Origin of the sequence: Achromobacter sp. SLBN-14, assembly GCF_006715415.1 — a bacterium.
In the GTDB taxonomy this organism is placed as follows: Bacteria; Pseudomonadota; Gammaproteobacteria; order Burkholderiales; family Burkholderiaceae_B; genus Achromobacter; species Achromobacter mucicolens.
Genome location: NZ_VFNE01000001.1, coordinates 5,294,165 through 5,308,798, shown reverse-complemented (window position 1 = coordinate 5,308,798; position 14,634 = coordinate 5,294,165). Strand labels below are relative to the sequence as shown.

Annotated in this window: 15 protein-coding genes; 9 read left to right on the top strand and 6 right to left on the bottom strand. The window is 65.8% G+C overall.

Annotated features, from left to right (window positions below; all coding sequences use genetic code 11):
• Nucleotides 1-43 precede the first annotated feature (43 nt).
• Entirely contained in the window at nucleotides 44-502 is a 459-nt protein-coding gene (locus FBY20_RS24305) for a MaoC family dehydratase (RefSeq protein WP_142055069.1), read from the top strand.
• A gap of 20 nt (nucleotides 503-522) precedes the next feature.
• Here FBY20_RS24305 and FBY20_RS24300 read toward each other — a convergent pair whose 3' ends face one another.
• Entirely contained in the window at nucleotides 523-927 is a 405-nt protein-coding gene (locus FBY20_RS24300) for a RidA family protein (protein WP_128828294.1), read from the bottom strand.
• A 142-nt stretch (nucleotides 928-1,069) separates the two neighbouring features.
• Here FBY20_RS24300 and FBY20_RS24295 point away from each other — a divergent pair, with 142 nt between their 5' ends.
• Nucleotides 1,070-1,987 (top strand): LysR family transcriptional regulator, encoded by a 918-nt coding sequence (locus FBY20_RS24295; RefSeq protein ID WP_056318460.1) that lies wholly within the window; start codon nucleotides 1,070-1,072, stop codon nucleotides 1,985-1,987.
• Nucleotides 1,988-2,014: 27 nt separating this feature from the next.
• On the opposite strand, the gene FBY20_RS24290 is transcribed toward FBY20_RS24295, so the two are convergent.
• Complete coding sequence (locus FBY20_RS24290) at nucleotides 2,015-2,899, bottom strand: LysR family transcriptional regulator (protein ID WP_056318456.1); 885 nt, start codon at nucleotides 2,897-2,899, stop codon at nucleotides 2,015-2,017.
• A 159-nt stretch (nucleotides 2,900-3,058) separates the two neighbouring features.
• Between FBY20_RS24290 and FBY20_RS24285 the strand changes: the two genes are divergently transcribed.
• On the top strand, nucleotides 3,059-4,045 hold the full coding sequence (locus FBY20_RS24285) for a tripartite tricarboxylate transporter substrate binding protein (RefSeq protein WP_142055067.1): 987 nt from the start codon (nucleotides 3,059-3,061) through the stop codon (nucleotides 4,043-4,045).
• Between the two features lie 69 nt (nucleotides 4,046-4,114).
• A complete protein-coding gene (locus FBY20_RS24280; RefSeq protein WP_142055064.1) occupies nucleotides 4,115-4,447 on the top strand; it encodes a cupin domain-containing protein in 333 nt (110 codons plus the stop codon).
• Nucleotides 4,448-4,498: 51 nt separating this feature from the next.
• Here FBY20_RS24280 and FBY20_RS24275 read toward each other — a convergent pair whose 3' ends face one another.
• The 4 genes from FBY20_RS24275 to FBY20_RS24260 all read right to left on the bottom strand — a co-directional run bounded on the left by FBY20_RS24275 (nucleotide 4,499) and on the right by FBY20_RS24260 (nucleotide 8,436).
• Nucleotides 4,499-5,065, bottom strand: coding sequence for a type 1 glutamine amidotransferase domain-containing protein (locus tag FBY20_RS24275; protein ID WP_142055062.1), 567 nt, complete (start codon nucleotides 5,063-5,065; stop codon nucleotides 4,499-4,501).
• Nucleotides 5,066-5,143: 78 nt separating this feature from the next.
• Nucleotides 5,144-6,457, bottom strand: a complete 1,314-nt coding sequence (locus tag FBY20_RS24270) for a sorbosone dehydrogenase family protein (RefSeq protein WP_142055060.1) — start codon at nucleotides 6,455-6,457, stop codon at nucleotides 5,144-5,146.
• Nucleotides 6,454-6,882, bottom strand: a complete 429-nt coding sequence (locus FBY20_RS24265; RefSeq protein WP_142055058.1) for a DUF2231 domain-containing protein — start codon at nucleotides 6,880-6,882, stop codon at nucleotides 6,454-6,456. The genes FBY20_RS24270 and FBY20_RS24265 overlap by 4 nt, the downstream gene beginning before the upstream one ends.
• Nucleotides 6,883-6,981: 99 nt before the next feature.
• A complete protein-coding gene (locus FBY20_RS24260; RefSeq protein WP_142055056.1) occupies nucleotides 6,982-8,436 on the bottom strand; it encodes an efflux transporter outer membrane subunit in 1,455 nt (484 codons plus the stop codon).
• Between the two features lie 89 nt (nucleotides 8,437-8,525).
• Here FBY20_RS24260 and FBY20_RS24255 point away from each other — a divergent pair, with 89 nt between their 5' ends.
• From FBY20_RS24255 to FBY20_RS24235, 5 genes are all read left to right on the top strand, one after another.
• Nucleotides 8,526-9,143, top strand: coding sequence for a TetR/AcrR family transcriptional regulator (locus FBY20_RS24255; protein ID WP_056318437.1), 618 nt, complete (start codon nucleotides 8,526-8,528; stop codon nucleotides 9,141-9,143).
• A gap of 73 nt (nucleotides 9,144-9,216) precedes the next feature.
• Nucleotides 9,217-10,320: an efflux RND transporter periplasmic adaptor subunit gene (locus FBY20_RS24250; protein WP_142055054.1), complete on the top strand. Its 1,104-nt coding sequence runs from the start codon at nucleotides 9,217-9,219 to the stop codon at nucleotides 10,318-10,320.
• Nucleotides 10,320-13,424, top strand: coding sequence for an efflux RND transporter permease subunit (locus tag FBY20_RS24245; protein ID WP_056318434.1), 3,105 nt, complete (start codon nucleotides 10,320-10,322; stop codon nucleotides 13,422-13,424). Before FBY20_RS24250 ends, FBY20_RS24245 begins: the two co-directional genes overlap by 1 nt.
• Nucleotides 13,425-13,483: 59 nt before the next feature.
• Nucleotides 13,484-14,023 carry a PaaI family thioesterase gene (locus FBY20_RS24240; RefSeq protein WP_056318431.1) on the top strand — a complete coding sequence of 180 codons (540 nt, stop codon included), beginning with the start codon at nucleotides 13,484-13,486 and terminating at the stop codon, nucleotides 14,021-14,023.
• Nucleotides 14,024-14,152: 129 nt separating this feature from the next.
• Entirely contained in the window at nucleotides 14,153-14,557 is a 405-nt protein-coding gene (locus FBY20_RS24235; protein WP_142055052.1) for a DUF2946 family protein, read from the top strand.
• The last annotated feature ends 77 nt before the right edge of the window (nucleotides 14,558-14,634 follow it).

The following is a 14,634-nucleotide window of genomic DNA, read 5'->3' as shown; positions in this document are numbered from 1 at the left end:
CGCCCATAATGCCCCACCCACCAGATACTCGCCGGAGCCATCGATGCCACAGACCCCCAAGCCGCCGCTGATCTACCTGGAAGACCTGTCCGTCGGTGACGTCTTCGTCAGCAAGACCCATGCCTTGGACGCCGAGCAGATCGTCGGCTTTGCCTCGCAGTTCGACCCGCAACCCTTTCATCTGGATCCGGAGGCGGCGCGCGACACGCTGTTCCAGGGGCTGGCGGCCAGCGGCTGGCATACGGCGGCGCTGACCATGAAGCTGCTGGTCGAGAGTTTTCCCGTGGCGCGCGGGGTCATTGGCGCAGGCGCCGAACTGGCGTGGCCGCTGCCCACCCGGCCGGACGATGTGGTCAAGGTGACGAGCACCGTGATCAGCATCACGCCATCGCGCTCCAAGCCCGATCGCGCCATCGTGGTCGTGGAATCGATCACATCGAATCAGCGCGACGAGGCGCTGCAGAAGTTGACAAGCAAGGTCGTCGTCTTCCGCAAGCCTTGATAAGACGCAGCCCCGCCCGATCAAGCAGCCGCGGCGTCGGGCACCTTGGCGATGACCTTGATCTCGAACTGGAATCCGTACAGCCAGGTGACGCCCACCGCCGTAATGTTCGGATACGGCGCCTCGCCCCAGAATTCGGGCACCACTTCCCACATGGTTTCGAACTGCGACTGTGGATCGACCATGAAGACCGTCACGTCGACGACGTCGTCAAACGACGCACCCGCCGCGTGCAGGATGGCGTTCAGATTCCGGAAGGCCATCCGCACCTGCTCGCGCAGGTCGGGCTCGGGTGAGCCGTCGTCATGGCTGCCGACCTGGCCGGACACGAACAGAAAGCCGTTGGAGCGAACCGCCGGCGAATAACGGTTGCGCTCGTAGAGCGCATGGCGATTGGGAGGAAAAACAACGTCGCGTTTGGTCATGGCGTTCTCCTGGTGGTGGGCTGTCCGACAGCCCGCGTTGACATTGGGCAAACTGTAAAAGCGCCCGCCCCGGGGATAAACGGTCAACTGCAGCCATCACTATTTGTAGAATCCAAACAATCCCAATTCTCTTCGAGCAGCCATGGACAGATTCGACGCAATGACCGCGTTTGCGCGCGTGGTGGAAACCGGCAGCTTCACCAAGGCCGCCGAAACCCTGCACATGAGCAAGACGAGCGTGACGCAGCTGGTCCAGCAGCTTGAGGCACGCCTGCGGGTGCGCCTGTTGAACCGCACCACGCGCAAGGTCAATGTCACGGCCGATGGCGCGGCGTACTACGAGCGCGTGATCAAACTGCTGGCCGACATGGACGATGCCGAAACCAGCCTGTCCAGCGCCGCGGAAGCGCCGCGCGGCCGGCTGCGCGTGGACGTGCCCAGTCCGCTGGCGCGCATGGTGCTCGTGCCCGCCTTGCCGGACTTTCACGCGCGCTATCCCGACATCCAGCTCGACATGGGCGTCAGCGATCGCATCGTCGACCTGATCGGCGAAAACATCGATTGTGTCGTGCGGGGCGGCGAGCTGACTGACCAGTCCCTGATGGCCCGCCGCATTGGCGACCTGCAACTGGGTGTCTACGCCGCGCCCTCGTACCTGAAGCTGGCCGGCAAGCCCGCGCACCCGCGCGAGCTCGAAGACACACACCACCGCATCGTGGGTTTTCTATGGCAACGCACCGGGCGCGCGCTGCCTTATGCCATGCGGCGCGGCAAGGAGGTCGTCAATGTGCACGGCCGCTACGTTCTGGCGGTGGACGATGGCAATGCCTACCTGGCGGCGGGACTTGCCGGCATGGGCGTGATGTGGCTGCCGGACTACATGTCCGCGCCGCACCTGGCCAAAGGCGAGCTGGTCCCGGTCTTCGAGGACTGGCGCCTGGACCCGATGCCGATGTACGTGGCGTTCCCGCCCAACCGCCACGTCAGCGCCAAGCTGCGCGCCTTCATCGACTGGATCGTCGAGGTGGTGGGCGCGTATTCGCCCGCGGGCCGCACTTAGCGCGACGCCACTACCGCGCGGCCGCGCCTATTTCCTGGCAAGCTCCCCCGCCAGTTCCAGCGCCCGCGCCAGAAACGCCGACGCATCGTCCTTGCGATAGCTGACGATCACGGGCGACACGAAGGCATCGGCCTCGATGCGCACGTGGGCCACATCCTGGCGCTGCAGGCGCTGCACGGAGGCGGGCACCACGGTCACCCCCAGGCCCGCCGCGACCAGACCGATCGCGGTCTGCAGTTCGTTGGCCTCTTGCACCACCTGCAGCGAGTAGCCGGCCGCGCGAAACAGGCCCAGCACATGATCCGCGTAGTTCGGGCGCGGACGCGCCGGATACAGCACGAAAGGCTCGCGCGCCAGCCGGCTGACGGCGACGCTGCCCTGGCCAGCCAGCGGATGATGCAAGGGCACCGCGGCCATCAGGGGCTCGGTCATCAGCACGCGCCGCTCGATCGCGGGGTCGTCCAGCAGGATGCGGCCAATGCCCAGATCGATGCGCCCTGCCTTCAGCGCCTCGAGCTGCGGCAACGTGTTCATTTCCATCAGGCCCACTTCGACCCGCTCATCCGCGCCGCGCAGCAGCCGGATCAATTCCGGCACGAAACCGTAAAGCGTCGACGGCACGAAACCGATGCCGAACCAGCGCCGCTCGGTCTGGCCCAACCGGCGCGTGCCTTCCAGCACTTCGTCCAGACGGGCGGTCAGCAGGCGCGATTGCTCCAGCAGGAAACGGCCCGCCTCGGTCAGGCGCAGCGCCCGCGTCGTGCGCTCGAACAGCTGCACGCCCAGCTCTTCCTCCAGCTGCTTGATCTGGCGGCTGAGCGGCGGCTGCGCAATGTGCAGTCGCGAGGCTGCCAGCGTGAAACTGCCTGCGTCGGCCACCGCCTGGAAGTACCGCAAATGCCTGAGTTCCATGGCGATTAAGACCCTGGAGGTATGAATTGAAACCCATATAGTCTTGGACACTTGAAAAAAAGGCAAGCGATACTGCGCCCATCGGGCAGGCACCGTCGATCAGAGTATTAATCGCGCGCGGACCTCGCCACCAATAAATCAAGAGTCACGGAGACAACCATGCGCATGCGCCATGTATTCAGACCCTTTGCCCGCGCATTGCTGGCCGCCTCGCTGCTGGCCGGCGCAACCGCCGCGCAGGCCGATGCCTATCCGGATCACCCGGTGAAGTGGATCGTGCCTTTCCCGCCCGGCGGCGCGATGGACAGCATCGCGCGCACGCTGGGCGAATCGATGGGCAAGCAGCTGAACACGTCCTTCATTGTCGAGAACCGCGCCGGCGCGGGCGGCAACATTGGCGCGGCGGCCGTGGCGCGCGCCAAGCCCGACGGCTACACCATCCTGATCGTCGCCAACGGCATGGCCGTCAATCCGGCGCTGTACCAGGACCTGAACTACGACCCCATCAAGGACTTCGCGCCCATCTCGCTGCTGGCGGTCGTGCCCAATGTGCTGGTGACCAATCCAGCGCGTACCGGCGCGACCAGTGTCGCGGACGTGATCGCTAAGGCCAAGGCGCAGCCCAAGCACTACACATACGCCTCCGCGGGCGTTGGCACCTCCATTCACCTGGCCGGAGAGATGTTCGTGTCGATGACCGGGGTGGACATGCTGCACGTGCCTTACAAGGGCAGCGGCCCCGCCGTCGCCGACCTGCTGGGCGGCCAGGTGGATTACATGTTCGACAGCATCACGTCCGCCAAGCCCCACATCGCGAGCGGCAAGCTGCGCGCGCTGGGCGTCACCACCACCAAGCGGTCGGCTGCCCTGCCCGACGTGCCGACGATGCAGGAGGCCGGCGTGCCCGGTTATGAGCTGATGCCCTGGTTCGCTGCCTTTGCGCCCGCCGGCACGCCGCCGGAAGCGGTAGCCAAGCTGAATGACGCCATGCGCGCCGCGCTGGCCGATCCCAAGGTGAAGGCGACGCTGGATTCAATTGGCGCCGAGTCGATCGGCAGCACGCCGGACGCGCTGCGCGACCACCTGGCAAAGGAAACGGCGCAGTGGAAGGATCTGGTCAAGGAACGCGGCATCAAGATCAATTGACCGCAGGCCGCGGCGCCGCCGTAGGGATGGGGTATCGTTGACAGCTCCCCTCCCTGCGAAGGATGCATCATGGCCCTCAAACATGCGGATCCCGGGCAAGTCATCGATCTCAAGCCCTATGGCGCCGCACTAGCGCAAAAGCAGTCGATCGCGCTTTTCAAGTCCGAAGACCTTGAGGTCATGCGCTTGGTGCTGCTCGCCGGCAAGACGATGCCCTCGCATGACGTCGCCGGCGAGATCACACTGCAGTGCCTGGAAGGCAGCATCGAGGTCACCGCCGAAGGCGCCACGCACGTCCTCTACCCCGGCCACCTGATGTACTTGCCGGGCCGCGCGCCGCACGCGCTGTTCGCGCTGGAAAACGCGTCGGTGCTGGTGACCGTGGCGCTCAAGCGCGCGTAGCGCATGCGGCCGGGGTGAGGCGCTGACCGGCTTTGCTCGATGCGCCCGGCCCTACTTCGCCGCGCGCCCCTTGACCGCCTTGCCCAGCACCTGAACGAAGGCGTCATTGAACGCGGGAATATCGTCCGGCTTGCGGCTGGACACCAGCACGCCGTCCACGACCACTTCCTCATCCACCCACTGCACGCCCGCATTGCGCAGGTCATCCTGCAGCGACGGCCAGCTGGTCATCTTGCGCCCCTTGACCACGCCGGCCGATATCAGCAGCCAGGCGCCGTGGCAGATGACGGCCACCGGCTTGCCCGCGTCCATGCAGGCGCGCACCAGTTCCTGCGCCTTGGGCTGCATCCGGATCTCGTCGGCATTGACCACACCGCCGGGCAGCAGCAAGGCGTCAAAGACGTCCGGCTCGGACGCAGCCTGCAGGAACGTGAGATCCACGGGGAACCTGTCGCCGGGCTTGTCGTGGTGCATGCCCTGGATCGGGTCCGTGCGCGCCGATACCACCACGGTGCGGGCGCCTTCTTCGTGCAGACGGTCGCGCGGCCCCGTGAGTTCGACCTGCTCGAATCCGTCGACGGCCAGAATCGCGATGTTGATGTCTTGAAGTGTTGCCATGTTTGCTCCTGTGCGGGGCCTGCGAATACTGCGGCGCAGCGCAACGCGCACGCTCGGCAGGCCCTCGGTAATTAAGATTTAAGGCCGCACCGCTGCGACCGGCTTGGGCGCCTGCGCAGGCGTGATGCGCCAGATCGTGTTCGACAGGTCGTCGGCCACGATGAGCGCGCCCTTCGGATCGACCGTCACGCCCACCGGACGGCCGCGTGTCGTGCCGTCGTCGTCGCGAAAGCCCGAGACGAAATCAACGGGCGGCCCGGACGGGCGCCCATCCGTGAACGGCACGAAGACCACCTTGTAGCCCACCGGATCGGCGCGGTTCCAGCTGCCGTGCTCGCCGACGAACACACCGTTGGCAAACCGGTCGCCCATCGTCGCGGTCGAGAAGTCCACGCCCAGCGCCGCCACGTGCGAACCCAGGCTGTAATCCGGCGCAATGGCCGATGCAACCTTGGCGGGATCCTGCGGCCGCACGCGTTCGTCCACGTTCTTGCCCCAATAGCTGTAAGGCCAGCCGTAGAACGCGCCCTCCTTGACGGTCGTGAGGTAGTCGGGCACCAGGTCCGGACCCAGCTCATCGCGTTCGTTGACGACGGCCCACAACTGGCCCGTGTCCGGCTGAATCGTGAGCGCGGTCGGATTGCGCAGGCCCGTGGCATAGGTCTTGTATTCGCCCGTGCTGGCGTTGATGCGCCAGATACGCGCCCGATCCACTTCCGCCGTCATGCCGCGTTCGGTGATATTGCTGTTCGAACCGATGCCCACGTACAGATACTGCCCGTCGGCGCTTGCCGTCAGCGCCTTGGTCCAGTGGTGGTTGATCTCGGCGGGCAGCGGCGTGACCGTTTCCGGCGGTCCGCTCGCCTTGGTCTGCCCCGGTTCGTATGCGAACCGCACCAGCGCGTCCTGATTGGCCACATACAGTTGGTTGCCGAAGAGGGCCAGGCCGTAAGGCGCGTTAAGGTTTTCCGCAAAGACGGAGGCCTCGTAGGTGCCATCGCCCTTGGTATCGCGCAGCAGCGTCAGCCGGTTGCCGCCCTTGACAGGACTGGTGCCCCGGGCCTTGATGATGCCCGCGATCACGTCCTTGGGTTTGAGGTCGGGGGCACTCCCGCCACGCCCCTCGGCGACCAGAATGTCGCCGTTGGGCAGCACGAGCGTCTGACGCGGAATTTTCAGGTCCGTGGCGATGGCCGAGATCTTGTAGCCCTCGGGCACCGTCGGCACCTTGTCGCCCCATTTGGCGGGCTTGGCGATCACCATGTCCGGCAACAGCCCCCGTTCGGGCTTGGGCAGATCGGGCGACGGTCCATACTGGCCTGCGGTCTGCGCGCCGCACATGCCCGCCAACACCAGCATCGCAACGCCGGCAAGCAATTTCGTCTTCTTCATAGCGGCCCCCGGATGTGCGGCGTGCGAAAGCCCAGCCAGAGGGCAACGAGGGCCATCACCGCGCCCACGACAGACAGGATCAAGCCGTTGGGCATGCTGGCCCACGCGTCGCGCGCATGAACGAAAGCATTGAACAGCCCCACCAGCCAGGCTGCCAGCAGCACCACGGCATAGGGAACCACACCGCGCGCCCGCTGCGTGGCCCTGAACAGGTCGACGATGGCAAACAGCAGCGCCACCGCCCCAAATATCAGCCCGCCAACGAGCAGCCAGGACGCGAAATTATTCCATTGGATGTGAAAAGTCTGCGCATACGCAGCGTCCGCGAGCGCCGCGCCAAGAAACAACGGGAACATCCCGGCAAGGAACACCGCGGGGAAGCGGCGCACGGTAAGGGCATACCGGTTTTCAATGAGTGTGGTCACGGGAATCGCCTCGTGGGTTGCGGGCACAACCTGCTGCCCGTGGTGGGCGGCGCAGCAAGTGGCATGCCTGTACCTGAAACGGCGCGATCCTCGCCGGGGCTACCCCTTCGCGATCTGCGCCGGCGCATCCGGGCGCCAGCCGCCGCCAAGCGCCTTGTATGCCGCCACGGCTGCCCGCGCCGCTTCGGCTTGTGCCTGGGCCCGAGCGTCCGAAGCCTGCAGGAGCGAGGCATCCGCATAGAGCACGTCGATCAGGCTGGCGGCGCCGCGCTTGTAGGCGGCGAACGACGACGCCCGCGCATGGGTCAGCGCGTCCTCGCCTCGGGTCAGCACCGTCGACTGCTCGGTGCGGTGGACCAGCGCGGAAAATGCATTCTCGACATCTTCCGTCGCCCGCAGGACCGCCAGGCGATATGCCGCCAGCGCCTCGGCCTCCTGGCCCTTTGCCCCTTCGATCTGCGCATTGATGCGGCCAAAGTCGAAGAGCCGCCAGCGCAGTCCCAGCACGCCCGCGGACTGGCTTGCTCCTGCGGAGAACAGATTGCCGCTGGATACGGTCGTTGCGCTGCCCAGCAAGCCACTCAGCGAGAACTTCGGGTAGAACTCGGAGATGGCTTCACCGATCCGCGCATTGGAAGCCGCCAGACGGCGTTCTGCCGCGATCAGATCCGGCCGGCGTTGCAGCAGATCCGCGGGGGAGCCCATGCCCTCGATGCGGGGCGCAGGGGGTATCGGCGCGTGCGCCGTCAGTTCCTCGCGGTGGGTTCCGGGAACCGCGCCCAGCATGACGTCCAGCGCGTTCATGGCCGCATCGAGCCCCGTCTGCAGGACCGGAATGGTGGCCTGCACTTGCGACAACGCGCCATCCGCCTGGCGCACCTGATATTCGGCCGCCAGCCCTCGTTCATGCAGCAGCCCTACCTTGGCGACAAGATCCTGTTGCGTCTTGACCTGCCGATGCGCGATGTCCAGCCGCGCCTGCAGGCTGCGAATGGCGATGTAGGTGTCCGCGGTTTGCGCCGCCACGGCAAGCCGCGTGGCGATCGCCGCCGCATCCGTGGCCTGCAGTTCAGCGATGGCCGCCTCACGGCCACGCCGCAGGCCGCCGAACAGGTCGATTTCCCAGCTTGCCTCCAGGTTGGCTTCGTATTGGTTCCCCCACCGGTCGTACCCCGGCATGGCGCTGGCAACTTGTCCCAGCGGGGCCTCCACCGACTGGTGCAACCGCGCAGCCGTGCCGCGCACCGAGGCGGACGGCAACAAGGCCGCGTTGGCCGCACCCAGCCCCGCGCGGGCTTGCGTGACGCGCGCCGCGGCCTGCGCCAGGTCCAGGTTCTGCGCAATGGCCAACGACACGTAACGCGCAAGCAGCGGGTCGTCGAACTGGCGCCACCACGCATCCAGGCCTTGCACGGGCCCCGGTCCCGCCTGCCTGTCCGGCGCCTGCGTGTAGTGGCTGGGAAGCGGCGCCTCGGGGCGTTGGTAATCAGGACCTGCCGCGCACCCGGCCAGCAAGCTGGCGCAGAGCAGGACAAGAGAATGACGGGCGTGCATGGGCGTCCTCGGAGCTGTCAATTTCGGGTGACTATAATACGATTTAGTCACTCGTTGTCAACAAAATTGCCTCGGGTTAAGCTCCTCGCATGACGAAAGCAACATCCCCCGCCCTTCAGCCGCGCGGCCCCTCGGATCACGACGTCCGCGATCAGATCGTCCAAGCCGCCACCGAATATTTCGGCCTTTACGGTTTCGACAAGACGACCGTGTCGGATCTGGCCAAGGCCATTGGCTTCTCCAAGGCCTACATCTACAAGTTCTTCGACTCCAAACAGGCGATCGGCGAGGTCATTTGCGCCAACCGCCTGAACGCGATCATGGTCGCCGTGGACACCGCTGTCGCCGACGCGCGTTCCGCGCCGGACCGGCTGCGGCGCATGTTCACGGCGTTGGTGGAAGCCGGCAGCCAGCTCTTCTTCCAGGACAGCAAGCTCTACGACATTGCGCGAACGTCGGCCAGCGAGTCGTGGCCTTCGGCACAGGCCTACGAAGCGCATATCAAGGGCCTCATCCTGCAAGTGATCCGCGAAGGCCGCGAGACGGGTGACTTCGAGCGCAAGACGCCCCTGGATGAAACGGCCGATGCGATCTATCTCGTCATGCGGCCGTACATCAACCCCCTGCTCCTTCAGCACAACCTGGCGAACGGGGCGCAGGCCACGGTGCAATTGTCGAACCTGATCCTGCGAAGTCTGGCGCCATAAATTTTATTTGTGACCATTGACCTTTTTGGTCACTTGTTTAGAATGGGGACCTTCTTTGTGAGGATGGTCTTCCATGGTTCGGCGTCAGCTTGTCCCGTTTGCCTTCTGCCTAGTGCCTCTCGCTCTTGCGGCATGCGGCGATACTTCCCCGCCAGATCCCCGCGTCGGCCCCCCGCTCGTCAGAGTGGGCGTGGCGCAAAACGCCTCCGCGTCAGCGCGCTCTTTTTCGGGCGTCGTGGCGGCGCGCATTCAAAGCGACCTGGGGTTCCGCGTGTCGGGCAAGGTCCTGGAGCGATTGGTCGATACGGGTCAGCCCGTCACCCGCGGCCAGGCGCTCATGCGGTTGGATCCTGAGGATCTTGGCCTGCAAGCCCGGGCGCAGCGTGAAGCCGTGGCGGCTGCGCGGGCCCGCGCCAGACAGGCCACCGACGACGAGGCCCGCTATCGCGGCCTGGTGGCGGAAGGCGCCGTGTCGGCGTCCGCGTATGCGCAGATCAAAGCCGCAGCCGATACCGCTCGTGCGGATTTGAAGGCGGCCGAGGCCCGTGCCGACGTTGCAAAGAACGCGTCGAGCTACGCCGTGCTGCTGGCCGATGCCGACGGGGTTGTCGTGGACACCCTGGCCGAACCCGGACAGGTGGTGGCCGCCGGGCAGTCCGTCGTGCGGCTGGCGCGCGCCGGCCAGCGGGAGGCCGTTGTGCAACTGCCCGAGACATTACGGCCAGCCGTGGGTTCTGCGGCCCAGGCGGTGTTGTACGGCGACCGTCAGTCTCCTGCCCCGGCCACACTGCGGCAATTGTCCGATGCCGCGGACCGCGTCACACGCACGTTCGAGGCCAGGTATAGGTTGGAAGGCGCGCTGGCCCACGCGCCACTGGGGGCCACCGTCACGATCGACATCCCGCAATCGCAGGATGGCGCGCCGATGTTGCAGGTGCCGATCGGCGCCGTGTTCGATGACGGCGGCGGTCCGGGCGTCTGGCTCGTGGACGGCGCGCCCACCCAGGTGGCGCGCCGGCCCGTTCAGGTGCACAGCCTGAGCGACGATGTGGCGCGTGTCGCCGGCGACCTCAAGGCCGGGGATCGCGTCGTGTCCCTGGGCGCGCATCTGCTGCATGAAGGCGAGCAGGTCAGGCTCGGCGATCCGGACGCCACCGGCGTCGTGGGAGCGCGTTGATGAGCGATGGCCGCTTCAACCTCTCCGCGATCGCCGTGCGCGAGCGCTCAATCACGCTGTTCCTGATTCTTCTCGTCTCCGTCGCCGGGATCCTGGCGTTTTTCCAGCTGGGCCGTGCCGAAGATCCGCCTTTCACCATCAAGCAGATGACCGTCGTCACCGCGTGGCCGGGCGCGACCGCGCAGGAAATGCAGGATCAGGTTGCCGAACCGCTGGAAAAGCGGCTGCAGGAACTGCGGTGGTATGACCGGACCGAGACCTTCACGCGGCCGGGCCTGGCGTTCACCATGGTGTCGCTGCTGGACAGCACGCCCCCCAAAGCCGTGCAGGAAGAGTTCTATCAGGCGCGCAAGAAGCTCGCCGACGAAGCCAAGCGCCTGCCGCCCGGCGTCATCGGCCCCATCGTCAACGACGAGTATGCCGACGTCACGTTCGCGCTTTATGCCCTCAAGGCAAAGGGCGAGCCCCAGCGCCTGCTGGTGCGCGACGCCGAGGCGCTACGCCAGCAGTTGCTTCACGTGCCGGGCGTCAAGAAGGTGAACATCATCGGCGAACAGCCCGAGCGCATCTTCGTGTCGTTCTCCCACGACCGCCTGGCCACGCTCGGCGTCGATCCGCAAGCCATTTTTGCCGCGCTCAACGCACAGAACGTGCTTACGCCTGCCGGGTCCATCGAAACCAAGGGGCCTCAGGTGTTCCTGCGCGTGGACGGCGCATTCGACAGCCTGGACAAGATCCGCCAGACGCCCATCGTTGCCCAGGGACGCACGCTGAAGCTGGCCGACGTGGCGACCGTGGAACGCGGCTATGAAGACCCGGCAACCTTTCTGGTGCGCAACAACGGCGAACCGGCGCTGATCTTGGGCGTCGTCATGCGTGACGAATGGAATGGGCTGGACCTGGGCAGCGCACTCGAAAAGGAAGTCGGCAAGATCAATGCCGCATTGCCACTAGGCATGAGCCTGACCAAAGTCACCGACCAGGCGGTCAACATCGGCGCGGCCGTGGATGAGTTCATGGTCAAGTTCTTTGTCGCGCTGCTGGTCGTGATGCTGGTGTGCTTTATCAGCATGGGGTGGCGCGTGGGCGTCGTGGTGGCGGCCGCCGTGCCCCTGACCCTGGCGGCGGTATTCGTCATCATGGCGGCCTCCGGCAAGAACTTCGACCGCATCACGCTCGGCTCATTGATCCTGGCCTTGGGCCTGCTGGTGGATGACGCCATCATCGCCATCGAAATGATGGTGGTCAAGATGGAGGAAGGCTACAGCCGTATCGCGGCGTCGGCCTATGCGTGGAGCCACACCGCCGCCCCCATGCTGTCGGGCACGCTGGTCACGGCGGTCGGTTTCATGCCGAACGGCTTCGCGCGCTCGACCGCGGGCGAGTACACCAGCAACATGTTCTGGATCGTGGGCATTGCGCTGATTGCGTCGTGGGTGGTGGCGGTGGTCTTCACGCCTTACCTGGGCGTGAAGATGCTGCCGGACATCAAGAAGATCGAAGGCGGCCACCACGCCATCTACGACACCCGCCATTACAACCGGTTCCGGCGTCTGCTCCGGCGCGTCATTGGCCGCAAATGGCTGGTGGCGGGCACGGTGGTCGCGGTCTTTGCGCTGGCCGTGGTTGGCATGGGACTGGTCAACAAGCAGTTCTTTCCCACTTCAGACCGTCCCGAGGTGCTCGTCGAAGTGCAAATGCCTTACGGCACGTCCATCGAACAGACAAGCCAGGCCACCGCAGCAGTCGAAGCGTGGCTTGCCACGCAGCCGGAGGCCCGGATTGTCACCGCGTACATCGGCCAAGGCGCCCCGCGCTTCTTTCTCGCCATGTCGCCCGAGCTGCCCGACCCATCATTCGCCAAGATCGTCATCCTGACGGGAAACGACAAGGAACGTGAATCCCTCAAGTTCCGGCTTCGCCAGGCCATCGCGGACGGCCTGGCGCCGCAGGCGCAGGTTCGTGTCACGCAGATCGTGTTCGGCCCGCCCTCTCCGTTCCCGGTCGCCTATCGCGTCATGGGTCCCGACGCCGACACCTTGCGCGCGATCGCCGCACGCGTCCAGTCCATCATGCGAGCCGATCCCATGATGCGCACCGTGAACACCGATTGGGGCGCACGCGTTCCCGCACTGCATTTCACGCTGGATCAGGACCGGCTTCAAGCGGTGGGGCTGAGCTCCAGTTCGGTGGCGCTGCAGCTGCAATTTCTGCTCAGTGGCGTGCCCCTGACGAATGTTCGCGAAGACATCCGCTCGGTGGAAGTGGTGGGGCGAGCGGCAGGCGATGTCCGTCTGGACCCCGCCAAGATCGCCGGCCTGACACTCGCCGGGGCCGACGGCCAACGCGTGCCGCTGTCGCAGGTTGGCACGGTACAAGTCCGCATGGAGGATCCCATCATGCGGCGCCGCGACCGCACGCCCACCATTACGGTGCGCGGCGACATCGCGGAAGGGCTTCAGCCGCCTGACGTTTCAAACGCGATCCTCAAACAGCTGCAACCGGTCATCAACGAATTGCCCGCGGGCTATCGCATCGAACAGGCCGGTTCCATCGAGGAATCCGCCAAGGCAAACGCTGCCCTGCTGCCGCTGTTTCCCCTGATGATTGCCGCGACCTTGCTCATCATCATCCTGCAGGTGAGATCCATCGCCGCCATGGTGATGGTGTTTGCGACAAGCCCGCTTGGCCTGATCGGTGTCGTGCCGACCTTGCTTCTGTTCCAGCAGCCCTTCGGCATCAATGCGCTGGTCGGGCTGATCGCACTGTCCGGCATCCTGATGCGCAACACGCTGATACTGATCGGCCAGATCCACCAGAATGAACAGGAAGGCCTTGCGCCCTTCGACGCGGTGGTCGAGGCAACGGTGCAGCGAGCGCGGCCGGTCATCCTGACCGCGCTGGCCGCGATACTGGCTTTCATCCCGTTGACGCACTCGGTGTTCTGGGGAACGCTGGCCTACACGCTGATCGGTGGCACGTTCGCAGGCACGATCATCACGCTGGTGTTCCTGCCGGCCATGTATGCAATCTGGTTCAAGATCCGTCCGGCCGGCGAGCAGGCTACCCCTGAACCCATGGCTTCCCGGGTAATGACCGGTTGATTCACGCCGCATCCGGCGTGGCAACCGCCCGCCGGGGGCTTCACCACGAGGGGTTTCGCATGTACAGGAATCAACAGACGGGCTGGGCGGCCCAGCACAAGGCTGCACTCGATCGGCTTGTCGCAGGCGGAGGCAAGCCGGATATCGCCCGTCCGGATCAGATCGCCGGCATGAACGGATTGCAGATCCTGCATGCCATGATGGCCGGGGAGCTGCCCTACCCGCCCATGAACGACACGATGAACATGACGCTGGCGGAGGCGGACTCGGGCTGGGCCGTGTTTATCGGCCTGCCCGAGCTGCGGCATTGCAACCCGTTCGGCACCATCCATGGCGGCTGGTTTTCGGCCCTGCTGGATTCCGCGCTGGGTTGTGCGATCCAGAGCGCGCTTGCGCAGGGCCGCACTTACACGACGGTCGAACTCAGCGTCAACATCGTGCGCGCGGCATCGCCATCCACCGGTCCGCTTCGCGCCGCGGCCACACTGGTGCACAACGGCAAACAGATCGCGACGGCGCAGGCTCGCGTGGAGGACGAAAACGGCAAGCTGTACGCGCACGCCACCACCACGTGCGTGGTGTTCGACCGGCGCGAATAGCTTGCGGGAGTGTCTGCCCGGCTGCCGCCTGGCAAGCATTGACGGCGCGGCGACGCGTCCCTGCGACAGAACGCCGCACACGATTCCATTCGGTCAGAATGCGTGAAGTTCTGTAATAGAATCCCGCCCATGCCTACTCACCGGGACTCTGCGCAAAAGCCCCGCGGCCTGCCTTGGCGGTTTCTCGTCTGCCTGGCAATGGCCGCTTTCGTGCTGCGCGCCCTGATCCCGAGCGGCTTCATGGCGGCGCCGTCCACGACGTCGCTGATGCTCTCGTTGTGCGAAGCCGGTGGCGCGATCAGCGTGACCTTCGACCTGCCGGCAGAGCCGAAGTCCAAGCATGCGGCAAGCGATGCCTGCGCCTTTGGCGCGCTGGCGGCGCATGCGATTCTGCCGGAGACGGGTCTTGCGCCCGTGCTGACGGCGCAAGCCGCCTACGCAGCCCCAGAAACTCCCGTCCACCGCGCGGCGCCGCCCCTGCCCGCGCTGGGGCCGCCCCTCGGTTCACGCGCCCCGCCTTCCCTGTCTTCCTGATCCGCCGCGCCCGCGCCTAGCGCCGGGCCCGGCCGCGCCTTGCCGACCGGCTTTTCCGCGGTCGGCAGATCTTGTCG